The organism is Salinispora fenicalii (assembly GCF_000514815.1).
Taxonomy (GTDB): Bacteria; Actinomycetota; Actinomycetes; order Mycobacteriales; family Micromonosporaceae; genus Micromonospora; species Micromonospora fenicalii.
The window spans coordinates 123,190-138,722 of sequence record NZ_KI911471.1 but is presented as its reverse complement, the minus strand read 5'-3'; the positions used below and the strand labels follow the sequence as shown (position 1 = coordinate 138,722).

12 protein-coding genes are annotated in these 15,533 nt (G+C 69.8%); 8 read left to right on the top strand and 4 right to left on the bottom strand.

Annotation, left to right across the window (positions count from 1 at the left end):
- The first annotated feature begins 12 nt into the window (after positions 1–12).
- From B116_RS0118440 to B116_RS0118415, 6 genes are all read left to right on the top strand, one after another.
- Positions 13–945 carry a phosphatidylinositol mannoside acyltransferase gene (locus tag B116_RS0118440; RefSeq protein WP_027660914.1) on the top strand — a complete coding sequence of 311 codons (933 nt, stop codon included), beginning with the start codon at positions 13–15 and terminating at the stop codon, positions 943–945.
- A gap of 16 nt (positions 946–961) precedes the next feature.
- Positions 962–2,122, top strand: coding sequence for a glycosyltransferase family 4 protein (locus B116_RS0118435; protein ID WP_018722735.1), 1,161 nt, complete (start codon positions 962–964; stop codon positions 2,120–2,122).
- Positions 2,123–2,185: 63 nt separating this feature from the next.
- Entirely contained in the window at positions 2,186–2,680 is a 495-nt protein-coding gene (locus B116_RS0118430; RefSeq protein ID WP_018722736.1) for a hypothetical protein, read from the top strand.
- A 124-nt stretch (positions 2,681–2,804) separates the two neighbouring features.
- Complete coding sequence (pdxS, locus tag B116_RS0118425; RefSeq protein WP_020608282.1) at positions 2,805–3,725, top strand: pyridoxal 5'-phosphate synthase lyase subunit PdxS; 921 nt, start codon at positions 2,805–2,807, stop codon at positions 3,723–3,725.
- 73 nt (positions 3,726–3,798) lie between these two features.
- Positions 3,799–4,404, top strand: coding sequence for a pyridoxal 5'-phosphate synthase glutaminase subunit PdxT (gene pdxT / locus B116_RS0118420; protein ID WP_018722738.1), 606 nt, complete (start codon positions 3,799–3,801; stop codon positions 4,402–4,404).
- 240 nt (positions 4,405–4,644) lie between these two features.
- Positions 4,645–5,394 (top strand): YebC/PmpR family DNA-binding transcriptional regulator, encoded by a 750-nt coding sequence (locus tag B116_RS0118415; protein ID WP_018722739.1) that lies wholly within the window; start codon positions 4,645–4,647, stop codon positions 5,392–5,394.
- A 77-nt stretch (positions 5,395–5,471) separates the two neighbouring features.
- Here B116_RS0118415 and B116_RS0118410 read toward each other — a convergent pair whose 3' ends face one another.
- From B116_RS0118410 to B116_RS0118395, 4 genes are all read right to left on the bottom strand, one after another.
- Positions 5,472–6,533 carry an ABC transporter permease gene (locus tag B116_RS0118410; RefSeq protein ID WP_018722740.1) on the bottom strand — a complete coding sequence of 354 codons (1,062 nt, stop codon included), beginning with the start codon at positions 6,531–6,533 and terminating at the stop codon, positions 5,472–5,474.
- Positions 6,530–7,414, bottom strand: coding sequence for an ABC transporter ATP-binding protein (locus tag B116_RS0118405; protein WP_020608283.1), 885 nt, complete (start codon positions 7,412–7,414; stop codon positions 6,530–6,532). The genes B116_RS0118410 and B116_RS0118405 overlap by 4 nt, the downstream gene beginning before the upstream one ends.
- 89 nt (positions 7,415–7,503) lie before the next feature.
- Complete coding sequence (locus B116_RS0118400; RefSeq protein ID WP_027660913.1) at positions 7,504–8,196, bottom strand: response regulator; 693 nt, start codon at positions 8,194–8,196, stop codon at positions 7,504–7,506.
- Positions 8,193–9,485 carry a sensor histidine kinase gene (locus B116_RS0118395; RefSeq protein WP_027660912.1) on the bottom strand — a complete coding sequence of 431 codons (1,293 nt, stop codon included), beginning with the start codon at positions 9,483–9,485 and terminating at the stop codon, positions 8,193–8,195. The genes B116_RS0118400 and B116_RS0118395 overlap by 4 nt, the downstream gene beginning before the upstream one ends.
- A 489-nt stretch (positions 9,486–9,974) precedes the next feature.
- Here B116_RS0118395 and B116_RS0118390 point away from each other — a divergent pair, with 489 nt between their 5' ends.
- Both B116_RS0118390 and dnaE read left to right on the top strand, forming a co-directional pair.
- Positions 9,975–11,756, top strand: a complete 1,782-nt coding sequence (locus B116_RS0118390; protein ID WP_027660911.1) for a proline--tRNA ligase — start codon at positions 9,975–9,977, stop codon at positions 11,754–11,756.
- Between the two features lie 184 nt (positions 11,757–11,940).
- Positions 11,941–15,474 carry a DNA polymerase III subunit alpha gene (gene dnaE / locus B116_RS0118385; protein ID WP_027660910.1) on the top strand — a complete coding sequence of 1,178 codons (3,534 nt, stop codon included), beginning with the start codon at positions 11,941–11,943 and terminating at the stop codon, positions 15,472–15,474.
- Positions 15,475–15,533: the final 59 nt, after the last annotated feature.

Here is a 15,533-nt window from a genome sequence, read left to right as displayed (position 1 = left end):
GGGGTGGCGCCGGTGAACCTCACCGAGCTGGCCTACCTCGCGGGGTGGCGTGCGGTACGGGCACTGCCCCGGTCGGTGGCGGCCACCGTCTTCCGGGCGGGCGCCGACCACACCCACCGCCGCGGTGGTGCGGGCGCGGCCCGGCTCCGCGCCAACCTGCGCCGGGTGGTGGGTCCGGAGGTTTCCGAGGCCGAGCTGGACGGGTTGGTTCGCGCCGGGCTGCGCTCCTACGCCCGGTACTGGATGGAGACGTTCCGACTGCCCACGCTGAGCCGGGCGCAGCTGCTCGCCGGATTCCGGCTCGACCGCGAGGAACTGCTCGCCGCGGACGTGGCCGCCGGCCGGGGCGCGATCGTGGCGTTGCCGCACTCCGGCAACTGGGACATGGCGGGTGCCTGGGTCGCGGCGATGGGCTGGCCGATCGCCACCGTCGCCGAGCGGCTCAAGCCTGAGGGGATCTACCAGCGCTTCCTCGCGTTCCGGCGGGGTCTGGGGATGGAGATCCTGCCCACCCACGGTGGCGAACGGCCCGCCTTCGACGTGCTGGTCGACCGGGTGAACGCCGGCTATGTGGTGCCGTTGCTCGCCGACCGGGACCTCTCGGCCCGCGGCGTGACGGTCGACTTCTTCGGTTCCCCCACCCGGATGCCGCCCGGCCCGGCCCTGCTGGCGCTCCGCACCGGTGCGCCGCTCTACGTCGCCTCCTTGTGGTACGAGCCGGAGGTCGCGTGTGCCAGGATCGAGGGGCCACTGGAGCTGCCCAGTCCCGAGCAGGGTCCACTCGATGTACGGGTGCGGATACTGGCCCAGCGGGTCGCCGACGGTCTGGCGGCGGGCGTAGCCCGACATCCGCAAGACTGGCACATGTTGCAACGGATGTGGCTGGACCAACGCGTCACACCGAACGGCGCGGCGCAGCCCTCGCCGCCTGTCGGACAGGTCTGAGGGGAGGGGCGCCAACGTGCGGATCGGCATCGTGTGCCCGTACTCCCTGGATGTGCCCGGCGGCGTGCAGAACCACGTGATGGACCTCGCCGAGGCGCTGATCGAGCTTGGGCACGAGGTGAGTGTCCTGGCCCCCGCCGACGAGGACTCGGAGCTACCGCCGTACGTGGTGCCGGCCGGTCGGGCGGTTCCGCTGCCGTACAACGGCTCGGTGGCACGGATCGCCTTCGGCCCGGTCTCCACCGCGCGGGTCCGCCGCTGGATCAACCGGGGCGACTTCGATGTGCTGCACGTACACGAGCCGCTGACGCTGAGCCTGTCGATGCTCGCCGTGCTCTGCGCGCGGGGGCCGGTGGTAGCGACCTTCCACACGGCGATGACGCGTTCCCGGGTGCTCGCTGCCGCCCAGGGGGTACTCCAGATCGTGCTGGAGCGCATCACCGCCCGGATCGCGGTGAGTGCCCTGGCCCGCAAGGTGCAGGTGGAGCACATGGACGGCGGAGCGGTGGAGATCCCGAACGGGGTGGCCGTCGCGAAGTTCGCCGATGCCCAGCCGCTGGCGGGCTGGCCGGGGTCGTGCACTCCTGGCCACGGCGGCACGATCGGCTTCCTCGGCCGCTTCACCGAGGCTCGCAAGGGCTTCCCGGTGCTACGGGACGCGTTCGTATCGCTGGCCGCGGAGCGTCCGGGGCTGCGCCTGCTGGTCGCCGGTCCTGGTGATCCGGCCGACCTGTACGACCAGTTCCCGGCCGAGCTGCGGGATCGAATCACCTTTCTCGGGCTGGTCTCCGAGGCGGACAAGGCGCGGATGCTGCGCAGTGTCCATCTCTACGTGGCACCGAACACGGGCGGGGAATCGTTCGGCATGATCCTCACCGAGGCGCTCGCGGCGGGGACCGCGGTCGTGGCGAGCGATCTCGACGCGTTTCGCCGAGTGTTGGACCGGGGTCGTGCCGGCCGCCTGTTCCGTACCGGCGATTCGGTGGAGCTGCGGGCGGTGCTGGCCGACCTCTTGGACGACGCCGACGCGCGGACCGAGCTGACCGCCTACGCGGATCAGGTGGTGGCGACCTTCGATTGGCCCACGGTTGCCCGCCGGATTCTCGAGGTGTACGCGGCCGCGATCGAGGCCGCTGACGGCGGGGTGATTGACCAGGAGTGGGTGGGGCTGGGCTGACCGGGGGGACGGCGGTAGCGGGAGGCCGGCGGAGCGGATCGGAGCAGCACTACGATGCCGGGCATGTGGTGGTTGGTGGGTGCGACGCTGGTCGGCGCGCTGCTGGCGACGTACCTTGTCTGGACGGCTGGTCGGGTCGAGCGGTTGCAGGACCGGGCGGAGCTCGCGGCCCGGGCGCTCGACGCCCACCTACTGCGCCGGGCGGCGACCGCCGCGGTGCTCGCCGAGCGTCGCTACGGCGTCGAGTTGTACGCGGCGGCCCGCGTCGCCCTGGACGTTCGTCCGGACGAGCGGGAGGCCGCTGAGAACGATCTCACCCGGCAGCTCCGGGCGTTACCGCTTGATCCCGGCGATCCGGACACCGAGGCCGTCATTGCCGCCAGCCGGCGGCTGGCCCTGGCCCGCCAGGTGCACACGGACCTGGTCCGGGACGCCCGTGCGGCCCGGAGCCGGCCGCTGGTGCGGCTGTTGCGGATGGGGCGCCGGCGTCCGTGTCCGCGGTACTTCGACATCGACGAACCAACGCTGGCCGCTCCCGAGGGCATAGGCGAGGACTGACCGGGTAAGTGACGCCGGACACAGGGCAGGCCACCAAGGGTCTGATTGGCTGTCGGGCTGCCGGGGTGGCTCCTCGTAGCATTCGCACCAGCCACTCTCGTGCACGTCCCTAGGAGCGATTACCGTGCCCGATCCCCAGACTTCGAATTCTTCCACCGACGCCCCGGTCACCGGCACCACCCACGTGAAGCGGGGGATGGCCGAGATGCTCAAGGGCGGTGTGATCATGGACGTGGTCACCGCGGAACAGGCCAAGATCGCCGAAGACGCCGGTGCGGTCGCGGTGATGGCGCTGGAACGGGTCCCCTCCGACATCCGGGCCCAGGGCGGGGTCTCCCGGATGAGCGATCCGGACATGATCGACAGCATCATGGACGTGGTCTCGATCCCGGTCATGGCCAAGGCCCGGATTGGTCACTTCGTGGAGGCGCAGATCCTCCAGTCGCTCGGGGTCGACTACGTGGACGAGTCGGAGGTCCTGACCCCGGCGGACTACGCGAACCACATCGACAAGTGGGCCTTCACGGTGCCGTTCGTCTGTGGCGCGACCAATCTGGGCGAGGCGCTGCGGCGGATCACCGAGGGCGCGGCCATGATCCGGTCGAAGGGCGAGGCCGGTACCGGCGACGTCTCCAACGCCACCACCCACATGCGGGGAATTCGCACCGAGATCCGCCGGCTCCAGTCCCTGCCCACCGACGAGCTCTACGTGGCCGCCAAGGAGCTCCAGGCCCCGTACGAACTGGTCAAGGAGATCGCCGAGACGGGCAAGCTGCCGGTGGTGCTCTTCACCGCTGGTGGTATCGCCACCCCGGCCGACGCCGCGATGATGATGCAGCTCGGCGCCGAGGGGGTCTTCGTCGGCTCCGGCATCTTCAAGTCCGACAACCCGGCCCAGCGGGCCGCCGCGATCGTCAAGGCCACCACCTTCCATGACGACCCGGAGACGCTGGCCAAGGTCTCCCGTGGGCTCGGCGAGGCCATGGTCGGTATCAACGCCGGCACCCTTTCGCAGTCGGACCGCCTGGCCGAGCGCGGCTGGTGAGGGGAGCGCAGCCCTGGTCAACGCCGACGGTCTGGCTGCCGGGGCTGCTCGCTACCCTCCGGAAGGAGTGAACATGACGGCACCCGTGATCGGGGTGCTCGCTCTGCAGGGCGACGTCCGGGAGCACCTGGCCGCCCTGGCGGCGGCGGGTGCGCAGGCCCGCCCGGTCCGTCGCCCCACCGAGCTGGAGACGGTCGACGGGCTGGTCATCCCGGGGGGTGAGTCCACCACGATCAGCAAGCTGGTCGGCCTCTACGAGCTGCGGGAGCCGATCGATAAGCGGATCGCCGACGGCATGCCCGTCTACGGCTCCTGCGCTGGCATGATCATGTTGGCGAGTGAGGTACTCGACGGTCGAGCTGACCAGCGCGGCTTCGCCGGCATTGAGATGACTGTCCGGCGTAACGCGTTCGGGCGGCAGGTCGCCTCGTTCGAGGCGCCGGTGCGCATGGCCGGCATCGACGGCGGCCCACTCCACGTGCTGTTCATCCGGGCGCCCTGGGTCGAGCGCGTCGGCCAGGGCGTCGAAGTGCTCGGCACGGTGACCGAGGGCCCGGCGGCGGGTCGGATCGTCGCGGTCCGCCAGGGAAACCTGCTGGCGACCGCGTTCCATCCCGAGCTGACCGGCGACCGGCGCCTGCACGCGTACTTCGCGGACCTGGTCCGGGCCGCGATCTGATCGGCCACCGGGCCGGGTCGGGCGAGCCCCGCCGGGTCGTGCCATCCGCGGCGCGACCCGGCAGTGCCGTGCGGCGCTGACGCACGTCCGCCGGTCACCGGTAGGATTGCCGGGATTCGGCAGGGCCAGCTCTCCGCCGCGGCTTCCACCAGAGCCGACCGGCACTCTCCGCGTACGCCGGCGGGAGCGGGCGAGTGCGGTGCGGTCGATGCAGACGGCGGGTAGCAACGGAGGTAGCGGATGTCCGGCCACTCAAAGTGGGCGACGACCAAGCACAAGAAGGCGGTAATTGACGCCAAGCGCGGCAAGATGTTCGCCAAGCTGATCAAGAATGTCGAGGTCGCGGCGCGGACCGGCGGCGGTGATCCGGCTGGTAACCCAACGCTCTACGACGCGATTCAGAAGGCCAAGAAGAGCTCGGTCCCCAACGACAACATCGATCGTGCGGTCAAGCGTGGCTCCGGTCTCGAGTCCGGTGGGGCCGACTACCAGACGGTCATGTACGAGGGCTACGGGCCCAACGGCGTCGCGCTGCTGATCGAGTGTCTGACCGACAACCGGAATCGCGCCGCCACCGAGGTGCGGACGGCCCTGACCCGCAACGGCGGATCGTTCGCCGATGCCGGCTCGGTGTCGTACCTGTTCAACCGCAAGGGCGTGGTGATCGTGGCGAAGGCCGGCACCACCGAGGACGACGTGATGCTGGCCGTCCTGGACGCGGGCGCCGAGGAGGTCAACGACCTGGGCGAGGCGTTCGAGGTGCTTTCCGAGCCGGGTGACCTGGTCGCGGTGCGGACCGCGTTGCAGGACGCCGGCATCGAGTACGAGTCGGCGGAGTCCTCGCTGATCCCGAGCATGAGCGTCCCGGTGGACGAGGAGGGCGCTCGGAAGGTCCTCAAGCTGATTGATGTGCTGGAGGACTGCGACGACGTGCAGAACGTCTTCGCGAACTTCGACGCCTCCGACGAGCTGCTCGCGAAGCTCGGCTGACCCGTCGTTGGTCGCGGGCCCCGTGGATCCGGCCCGAGCCGGATCCACGGGGTGGGCTGCTACCGGGGCGAGACTCCTCAGTTCACCGTCTCTCGTTCCCGCCAGGCCGTCCGGAGCGAGGTGTTGCCGTTGGTCCGCAGCAGCGACCCCTCGTACACCCGGGCACCGGCGGCCACGACGGCGAGCGCGGTGACCAGTAGCAGGGCCAGGGACAGCGGAGGCTCCCAGCCAGCGGCGTCCCCAGTGAACAGTCGGAGCGGCATCGCGGTCGGCGCCGAGAACGGCACGTAGGACAGCACCTGCATGGCGAACGCGTTGTCACTGAGGAAGATCACCGCGAAGAACGGGATCATCACCACCAACTGGACCGGCATGGCCACCGTGCCGATGTCCTCCAGGCGGCTGACCAGGGCTCCCGCCGCCGCCCACAGCGCGGCGATCAGGACGAAGCCGAGCAGGAAGTACGGCAGGAACCAGCCGATCGCTGGCCCGAGTAGGTTCAGCAGCTCGCTGTCACCGAAGAGCCGCAAGCCCACGACCGCGACGAGCGCCACCAGCGCGATCTGACCCAGGGCCAGCACGGTGCCGGCGATCATCTTGCCGAGGAGCAGGGCTCGTACCGACACCGCGGCCACCAGGATCTCGACGATCCGGGTCTGTTTCTCCTCGATGATGCTCTGCGCGATCTGTACGCCGAAGGTCTGGGACGTGAGGAGGAAGACGAACGCGAAGACGAACGGCACCAGGAAGGCCCCCGGTGGCTCCGCCGGGGCGGGGTTCAGCAACCGTACCGGCGGTTCAACGCTGAGCGCCGCCACGACGTCGGCGGGAGCCTCCTCCCGCGCGAGGACCGTTGGCCCGGCGACCACCGCCGCGTCGGTGTCGCCGTCCCGAACCGCCTGTTCGGCGGCGGCGTCGTCGGGCACCTCGCGGACCTCGAGTCCGGCGGCGCGCAGTTCGGCCGAGATCTCCGAGGTGGCGGCCACCGTGGCTGGGCCGCCGGAGAGCAGTGACGGCAGCGTTGTCGCGGCGGCGGCGATGAGCAGGAAGATCAGCGTGCTGAGGAGAAAGGTGCGGTCGCGCAGCTTGGCCCGGACTTCACGGGCCGCGACCAACTGGGTGGCGGCGAGGGTGTTCACAGGGCGACCTCTCGGAAGATCTCGGCCAGCGACGGGACGACGGGTCGGAACCCGCGGACGGGCCCACGGGCGAGCGCGGCGTGAAGTACCGGTTGCTCATCCGCCCCCTGGGGCAGTTCGAACACGGCGCGGGCGCCCTCGAGCTCGACCAGGGTCACGCCCGGGTGGTCGCGTAGCCAGCCGGCGTCGTTCTCCACCACCAGTTCGTAGCGGGGCGCGGTGTACGTGGCCCGTAGCTGCGTTCGGCTGCCGGCGGCGCGGATCGTCCCCGCGCTGATGATCACCAGGTCGTCGCAGAGCCGCTCCACCACATCCAACTGGTGGCTGGAGAAGAGCACCGGTACCCCTGCGGTGGCCCGTTCCTTCAGCACGTCCACGACCGTGTCCACGGCCAGTGGGTCGAGGCCGGAGAAGGGCTCGTCGAGCACCAGCACCTCGGGGTCGGAGACCAGCGCGGCGACGATCTGGGCGCGTTGCTGGTTGCCCAGCGACAGCTTCTCCAGCAGGTCGTTGCTGCGGTCGGCGAGACCGACCCGCTCCAACAACGTATCGGTGTTGCGCCCCGCTGCCGCTGCGGTCATTCCGTGCAAGCGGGCCAGGTAGATGAGCTGTTCCCGGACCGCCATCTTCGGGTACAGGCCGCGCTCCTCCGGCATGTACCCGAAGCGCCGACGGACCTGCCGGGTCAGTGGCGCCCCCTGCCAGGTCACCTGGCCGGCGTCGGCGGCGAGCACGCCGAGGATGATGCGCATCGTGGTGGTCTTGCCGGCACCGTTGCCGCCGACGAAGCCGGTCATCCGACCGGCTTCCGCGTCGAAGGACACATTCTGGAGCACGCGTCGACCACCGAAGCTGCGGTCGACGCCCTCGAGTCGGAGCATGTTCGTCACACGGGCAAGGCTAGATCACCTCGTGTCCCGTTCCGTCCGTCTACAGATGGACGATCGGCTCCACCCAGCGACGGAGGCGGTCACCTCCCCGGCCGCACCACCCCGTGTTCGTACGCGAAGACCACTGCCTGCACCCGGTCCCGCAGGCCGAGTTTGGCCAGCACCCGGCTGACATGGGTCTTCACGGTGGCCTCGCCGAGGCGTAGGGTGGCGGCGATTTCGGCGTTGCTCGCTCCGGAGGCGACCAGAACCAGTACCTCGTGCTCGCGTGGCGTGAGGTCCGGCAGCGCCACGGCCGTCGTCGTTGGTTCGCCGCTCGGCCGGGCGAAGGCGGCGATCACTCGCCGGGTCAGTTCGGGGGCGATGAGTCCATCGCCGCGGGCGACCACCCGGATCGCCGCCACGAGCGCCTCCGGCGTGCCGTTCTTCAGCAGAAATCCGCTGGCTCCGGCGCGCAGTGCGGCGAACAGATAGTCGTCCCGATCGAAGGTGGTGAGGATCAACACCGCCGGAGCGTTCGGTCGGTCCATCTCCGCGACGATCCGTCGGGTGGCCTCCAGCCCGTCGAACCGGGGCATCTGCACGTCCATCAGGACCACGTCTGGGCGGAGCGCACCGGCCATGCTCACCGCCCGCTCGCCGTCGGCGGCCTCCCCGACGACATGGATGTCGTCTTCCACCTCGAGGATGACCCGGAACCCGGTACGCACGAGGTGGTGGTCGTCGGCGAGCAGGATCCGGATGGCCCGGTTGGTCGCCGGCTCGGTGGTCACGCCGCCTGCCGCTCGGTCAGCGGCAGCGGGAAGCGGGCCCGGACTCGCCAGCCGCCGGCGGCGCGGGGGCCGATCTCCAGCGAGCCATCGTGAGCGGCGACCCGCTCTCGCATGCCGACCAGGCCCACCCCGTCGACATTCGTCGTGCTTCCGCCTCGGCCATCGTCGGTCACGTCCACCTCCACCTCGTGTGCCAGGTAGCGGATCCGCACGTCCAGTGTGGTCGCCGCAACGGCGTGTTTGAGCGTGTTCGTCACTGCTTCCTGCACGATCCGGTACGTCGTCTGGGAGATCGATTCCGGGATCGGCGTCGGTTCGCCGTACACCCCCAGCGTGGCCCTTAGCCCGGTCTCGCGCGCCCGCTCGACCACTGTGGCGACCCGGCTGATCCCGGCGGGCGGTTCGACGGTGTCCGGCTCGTGGTCGCGGGCCCGCAGGACGCCGAGCATCCGGCGGAGTTCGTCCACCGCCGTGCGGGCCGACTCTTCGACCGCGGCCAGTGCGGTGCGGGCCTTGGCCGGGTCCCGGTCGAGGACCCGGCGGCAGGCGGCGGCCTGCACCCCCATCACCGAGACGTGGTGGGCGACGACGTCGTGCAGTTCCCGGGCGATCCGCACCCGCTCACCGACCACGGCGTGCGCTCTGACCTCGGCCTGTGACCGGCGTAGCTCATCGGTCTGAGTCTGGAGTTCGTGCTCGCGTCGGGCGGCCAGCCAGGCGATCTCACCGAAGAAGTAGGCGAACCCGAAGAACAGGATGTTGAAAAGTGCGTCGGTGAGCACCGCGGCGATCAGCGGGGGGATCGGTCCCACGGCGTTGGCGAACGCCTCGGGGGGTGGGTCCGCCAACATGCTACCCAGATTGACCGAGTACCAGATGCCCACCCAACCGAAGATGGCGGCGATCACGCCGATCCGAATCCGATGGGCCAGGCGGCGGTCCTGTCCCCAGGCGCCGAGGGTGTAGATGGCCGTGAACAGCACCCCCGCGGTGACCCGCGTCTCCGGTGCGGAGCGGGCTTGCGCGGCAACGAACGCGACCGAGATGACCAGCGTCGTCGTTACGGGGAATCGTCGCCGCCAGATCAGCGGTAGGCCCACCGCGACGGCCCAGAACAGCTGTTCCGTGAACGACGGTGGCGGGCCGAGCAGGAACAGACCCGTGCCGCGGGTGAGGGTGAGACTGGCGAGGGCCAGCAGGGTCACGGCCAGCCCCAGGATGAGGTCCCGCCGCTGCTGCTCCGGGGTCGGCCTGGGCCGCCGCCAGTACGTCCCCGCCGCGGTGTCCATCGGTCGAGGATGCCATCTCGCTGGATCCGTCTTGTTCCCGGCACGGGACCGGTGCCGGGACCCGTCTGCCCGCGTGACCCGTCTGCCCGCGTGGCTCGTCTCCCCGCGTGGCTTGCCGGAGGGCGTGTCGGCGTGCCGGCGGTCGGGGGAGTTTTCCGCTACAGTCGCAGTGGTTGATGTGGAGGGTGGGCGTTGATGAGCGGCATCGAGCAGGGCGGGCCGAGCCCGGTGCTCGTTGCGCCCTCCGGCCCGCCAGCGCCTCGACCTACTCCGCCGGCGCCCCGCTGAGCGACGCTCCGTCCTCGGCTGGTGTTCGCGCCGGCAAACCTTCCGGCGGCTTGCCCCTTCCGGCGACCAGGCCGCTTCGTCCCCGCCGCCTTTCCGCGCCGTTTCGCGCTCGCGCTCTGGGGTCATTCATCGCGTAAGCCCCGGGCCACTTCGTAACCCTGAGCAGCACCATCCGGATTTTGTGAGGGCCTACCCATGAAAATGTCGACCATGTTCGGCGCCACCCTGCATACCGCGCCGGGACGTTCTGAGTCTGAGGGACACCAACTGCTCCAGCGGGCCGCCATGCTGCGGCAGGTCGGGCAGGGCATCTTCGCCTATCTTCCGCTCGGTTGGCGCACCATCCGCAAGATCGAGGCCGTGCTGCGTGCGGAGTTGGAGCGGGTCGGGGGACAGGAAGTCTCGATGCCGGTGGTGAATCCGGCGGAGCTGTGGAAGCAGTCCGGCCGATACTTCACGATCGGCCCGGAGTTGACCCGTTTCCAGGATCGTCGTGGCCGGGAACTGGTCCTGGCGATGACCCACGAGGAGTTGGTGACGTTCCTCGGCCGGTCGGAGATCGAGTCCTACCGCCAGCTGCCGCGGCTGGTGTTTCAGCTCCAGACAAAGTTCCGGGACGACCCGCGGCCGCGGGCCGGCCTGATCCGGGTACGGGAGTTCGTCATGAAGGACGCGTACAGCTTCGATGTGGACGCGGCGGGGCTGGCGGCGCGGTACCGGACGCAGTACCAGGCGTACTTCAACATCTTCCGACGGTGCGGGCTGCCGGTCGCGGCGGTCGGCTCCGACGTGGGCATGATGGGCGGCAGCCTGGCCCACGAGTTCGTCTACCTCACCCCGATCGGCGAGGACACCCTGCTGATCTGCGACTCCTGCGGTTTCGCCGCCAACCGGGAGGCCGCCACCTTCGGCAAGCCGGCGCCGTCCACCGCGCCGTGGGCGGAGTTGGCGGAGATCGCCACCCCGGGGGCCACCACCATCGCCGCGCTGACGGCGGCGCTGGGCGTGCCGGCGGCCGAGACCGCCAAGGCGATCTTCCTGGCCGTGTCGCGGGAGAAGCGCGACCAGCCGGTGCGCACCGAGTTCATCCTGGCGGTCGTCCGGGGCGACATGGAGGCGAACGAGACCAAGATCGGTAACCTCGTGCAGGCGGCGGAGCTGCGTCCGATGACCGAGGAGGAGATCGCCGAGATCGGCGCAGTGGCCGGCTACGGCTCGCCGGTCGGAGCGACGGGCGTGACCGTCATCGTTGACGAGCTGGTCGCCGCCTCCACGAACCTGGTCGCGGGCGCCAACCGGGAGGGCGTGCACCTGCGCAACGTCAACGTGGGGCGGGACTACGTCGCCGATCACGTCGGCGACATCACCGCCGCCCGTGCCGGTGACGCCTGCGTCGAGTGCGGCAGCGCACTGCGTACCGCCCGCGGGGTCGAGGTAGGCCAGATCTTCCAGCTCGGTACCCGCTACTCGACCGCCCTCGGCGCGGAGTACCTCGACGCCGACGGCCAGCGTAGGCCGGTGGCCATGGGCTGCTACGGCATCGGCGTGGGGCGACTACTCGCCTGCCTCGCGGAGGAGCACCGAGACGAGCGGGGACTGCGGCTTCCGGTCACCATCGCGCCGTACCAGGTGCACCTCACCCTCCTCGACGACCTGGCGTCCGCCGCCGGTGAACTGGCCCGGCGGGTCTACGACGAGCTCTGGGCGGCCGGAGTGGAGGTGCTCTTCGACGACCGGGCCGAGCGGGCCGGCGTCAAGTTCGCCGACGCGGACGTGATCGGTCTGCCGCTGCGGGTCACCATCGGCCGGCGCAGCGTCGCCGACGGCGCAGCCGAGGTCCGGGACCGGGTGACCGGGGTCACGACGCAGGTGCCCCTCGCCGCGGTGGTGGCCGAGCTGGTCCGGCGGATCGCCGCCCTGCGGGCTGACATCGACGCGACGGTGGTCCCGGTGGAGCTGCCGGCCGAGGTCTTCGCGGACTGATCCGCCAGCGGCGGATCCGGCGGTGTCGGCCTGGCCTCGCCGGCGGCACCGCCGGGGTGCTTCTCCGGCACCCCGCCGCCCAACTGGGCGCCCCGCGCGGCTCGCTGGAGCTGTGTCGGCGGCCAGGGATAGGGTGGGCCGACCGTTCTTCTCACCACCCATGAAGCGACCCGGGGGGCCACGCATGGGCGATTCGTTCGCGCATCTGCACGTGCACACTGAGTATTCGATGCTCGACGGTGCGGCCCGGCTGAAGGACTTGTTCGCCGAGGTCAACCGGCAGGGGATGCCCGCCGTGGCGATGACCGACCACGGCAACATGCACGGCGCGAACGACTTCTACAAGCAGGCGATGGCGGCCGGCGTCACACCGATCCTGGGGATCGAGGCGTACGTCGCGCCGGAGTCGCGGTTCCACAAGAAGCGGGTGCGCTGGGGGCGGCCGGAGCAGAAGAGCGACGACGTCTCCGGCAGCGGTGGCTACACCCACATGACCATCTGGGCGAAGAACAAGGTCGGTCTGCACAACCTGTTCAAGCTGACCAGCCGCTCCTTCACCGAAGGGTTCTTCGTCAAGTGGCCGCGGATGGACGCGGAGCTCCTTGCCGAGCACGCCGAGGGGTTGATCGCCACCACCGGCTGCCCCTCCGGCGAGGTGCAGACCCGACTCCGGCTGGACCAGTACGACGAGGCGCTGAAGGCCGCCGCGAGATACCAGGACATCTTCGGCAAGGAAAACTTCTTCCTGGAGGTCATGGACCACGGCATCGACATCGAACGCCGGGTTCGCCAGGAGCTGACGGAGATCTCCCACAAGCTGGATATCCCGCCGGTGGTGACCAACGACTCGCACTACACCTACCAGGCGCAGTCTGAGGCGCACGACGTACTGCTCTGCGTGCAGACCGCGGCGAACGTCGCCGATCCGAACCGGTTCCGGTTCGACGGCAGCGGCTACTACATCAAGTCCGCCGACGAGATGCGCGCCGTCGACTCCTCCGACCTGTGGCTCGCCGGCTGCCGGAACACCCTGCTGGTCGCGGAGATGGTCGACCCGGCCGGGATGTTCGACTTCCGGAACCTGATGCCGGTCTTCCCGGTGCCGGAGGGGGAGAGCGACGAGTCCTGGTTCCGCAAGGAGACGTTCAAGGGGCTCGCCCGCCGCTTCCCGAACGGTGTCCCGGAGACCCACGTCAAGCAGGCCGAATATGAGCTGGGCGTCATCATCCAGATGGGGTTCCCGTCGTACTTCCTCGTGGTGGCCGACTTCATCCAGTGGGCCAAGAACGAGGGAATCGCGGTGGGGCCGGGCCGCGGGTCGGCCGCCGGCTCGCTCGTCGCGTACGCCCTCGGCATCACCGACCTGGATCCGTTGCCGCACGGCCTGATCTTCGAGCGGTTCCTCAACCCCGAGCGGGTTTCGATGCCAGATGTCGACATCGACTTCGACGAGCGTCGGCGCGGTGAAGTAATCAAGTACGTCACCGAGAAGTGGGGCGAGGACAAGGTCGCCCAGATCGCGACCTTCGGCACGATCAAGGCGAAGGCCGCGATCAAGGACTCGGCGCGGGTCCTCGGCTACCCGTACGCGGTCGGCGACCGGATCACCAAGGCGATGCCACCGGCGGTGATGGGCAAGGACATCCCGCTGACCGGCATCTTCGACCCGAAGCACTCCCGGTACGCGGAGGCCGGCGAGATCCGTGGACTCTACGAGTCCGACCCGGACGTCAAAAAGGTCATCGACACGGCGCGCGGGATCGAGGGGCTGATCCGGCAGACGGGGGTGCACGCGGCCGGGGTCATCATGTCCGCCGAGCCGATCGTCGACCACATCCCGTTGATGCGCCGGGACGCCGACGGGGCGATCATCACGCAGTTCGACTACCCGACCTGCGAATCGCTCGGGCTGCTGAAGATGGACTTCCTCGGCCTGCGCAACCTGACCATCATCGACGACGCGCTGAAAAACATCGAGAGCAACCACGGGCGTACCGTCGACCTGCTCCAGTTGCCGCTGGACGACAAGCCGACCTACGAGCTGCTGTCCCGGGGCGACACCCTGGGCGTGTTCCAGCTCGACGGCGGGCCGATGCGGTCGCTGCTGCGGACGATGAAGCCGGACAACTTCGAGGACATCTCCGCCGTTCTGGCGCTGTACCGGCCGGGCCCGATGGGCGCCAACTCCCACACCAACTACGCGCTGCGCAAGAACGGCCTGCAGGAGATCACCCCGATCCACCCGGAGCTGGCCGAACCGCTGGAGGAGATCCTCGGCCCCACCTACGGCCTGATCGTCTACCAGGAGCAGGTGCAGCGTGCGGCCCAGGTCCTCGCCGGCTACAGCCTCGGCAAGGCCGACCTGCTGCGCCGGGCGATGGGTAAGAAGAAGAAGGAGGTCCTCGACAAGGAGTTCGTGCCGTTCCGCGACGGCATGCGCGGCAACGGCTACTCCGACGAGGCCATCCAGACCCTGTGGGACATCCTCGTCCCCTTCGCCGACTACGCGTTCAACAAGGCCCACACCGCGGGGTACGGCCTGGTGTCGTACTGGACCGGCTATCTCAAGGCGAACTATCCGGCCGAATACATGGCGGCGTTGCTCACCTCGGTGGGCGACGACAAGGACAAGATGGCGCTCTACCTGTCGGAGTGCCGCCGGATGGGCATCCAGGTGCTCCCGCCGGATGTGAACACCTCGGCCGGGCCGTTCACCCCGGTCGGCCGGGACATCCGGTTCGGCCTGGCCGCGATCCGCAACGTCGGCGCGAACGTGGTCAGCGCGATCATGCGCTGTCGGGGGGAGAAGGGCGCCTACACCGACTTCTACGACTTTCTGTCCAAGGTGGAGGCGGTCGTCTGCAACAAGAAGACCATTGAATCCCTGATCAAGGCGGGTGCGTTCGACTCACTCAACCACTCCCGCCGGGGCCTGCTCACGGTGCACGCCGACGCCATCGACGCGTACGCCGACGTCAAGCGCAAGGAGGCCGTCGGCCAGTACGACCTCTTCGGCGCCGGGTTCGCCGACACCGACGCCGGACAGAGCACCACGGTGATGCCGGTCATCGGCGAGGGGGAGTGGGACAAGCGGGAGAAGCTTGCCTTCGAGCGCGAGATGCTTGGCCTCTACGTCTCCGACCATCCACTGTTCGGGCTGGAGCATGTGCTCGGTGCGGCCGCCGACACCACCATCGCGGCCCTCTCCGAGGAGGGGACCGTCCCGGACGGGACGGTGGTAACCCTCGCGGGCATCCTCTCCGGGGTGCAGCGCCGGGTCACCAAGCAGGGCCGGGCGTGGGCGTCGGCGACGCTGGAGGACCTGGCCGGCGGGGTGGAGACGCTGTTCTTCCCCAACACCTACGAGGTGATCGGGGAGTACATCGCCGAGGACGCGATCGTGGTGGTCAAGGGGCGGGTTGACCGCCGGGACGACACCCCACGGATCATGGCCATGGACATGTCGATTCCGGATGTCAGTAGCAACTCGGCGAACAAGCCGGTCACCCTCACCATCCCGGTGACCCGCTGCACGCCGCCGTTGGTGGAGCGGCTCAAGGAGACCCTGGTGCTGCACCCGGGCGACGCGGAGGTGCACGTGAAGCTCCTCAACGGCAGCAAGGTGACCCGGCTGCGCCTCGGCCCGTTCCGGGTGGCACCGACGACCGCCCTGATGGCCGACCTGAAGAGCGTCCTGGGCCCGGCCAACGTGGCCTGACCGGCCCGGTGCCGGGGCCGCCCGCGCCGAATTGGTCCTCTGCGGCAGCGAGCCCGGTC

What these genes read in the sequence shown, in the direction of transcription:
- B116_RS0118430 (WP_018722736.1), top strand. Translation starts at nt 2,186, where the DNA reads ATGTGGTGGTTGGTGGGTGCGACGCTGGTCGGCGCGCTGCTGGCGACG.
- pdxT (WP_018722738.1), top strand. Translation starts at nt 3,799, where the DNA reads ATGACGGCACCCGTGATCGGGGTGCTCGCTCTGCAGGGCGACGTCCGG.
- B116_RS0118415 (WP_018722739.1), top strand. Translation starts at nt 4,645, where the DNA reads ATGTCCGGCCACTCAAAGTGGGCGACGACCAAGCACAAGAAGGCGGTA.
- B116_RS0118405 (WP_020608283.1), bottom strand. Translation starts at nt 7,414, where the DNA reads ATGCTCCGACTCGAGGGCGTCGACCGCAGCTTCGGTGGTCGACGCGTG.
- B116_RS0118395 (WP_027660912.1), bottom strand. Translation starts at nt 9,485, where the DNA reads ATGGACACCGCGGCGGGGACGTACTGGCGGCGGCCCAGGCCGACCCCG.
- B116_RS0118390 (WP_027660911.1), top strand. Translation starts at nt 9,975, where the DNA reads ATGTCGACCATGTTCGGCGCCACCCTGCATACCGCGCCGGGACGTTCT.
- dnaE (WP_027660910.1), top strand. Translation starts at nt 11,941, where the DNA reads ATGGGCGATTCGTTCGCGCATCTGCACGTGCACACTGAGTATTCGATG.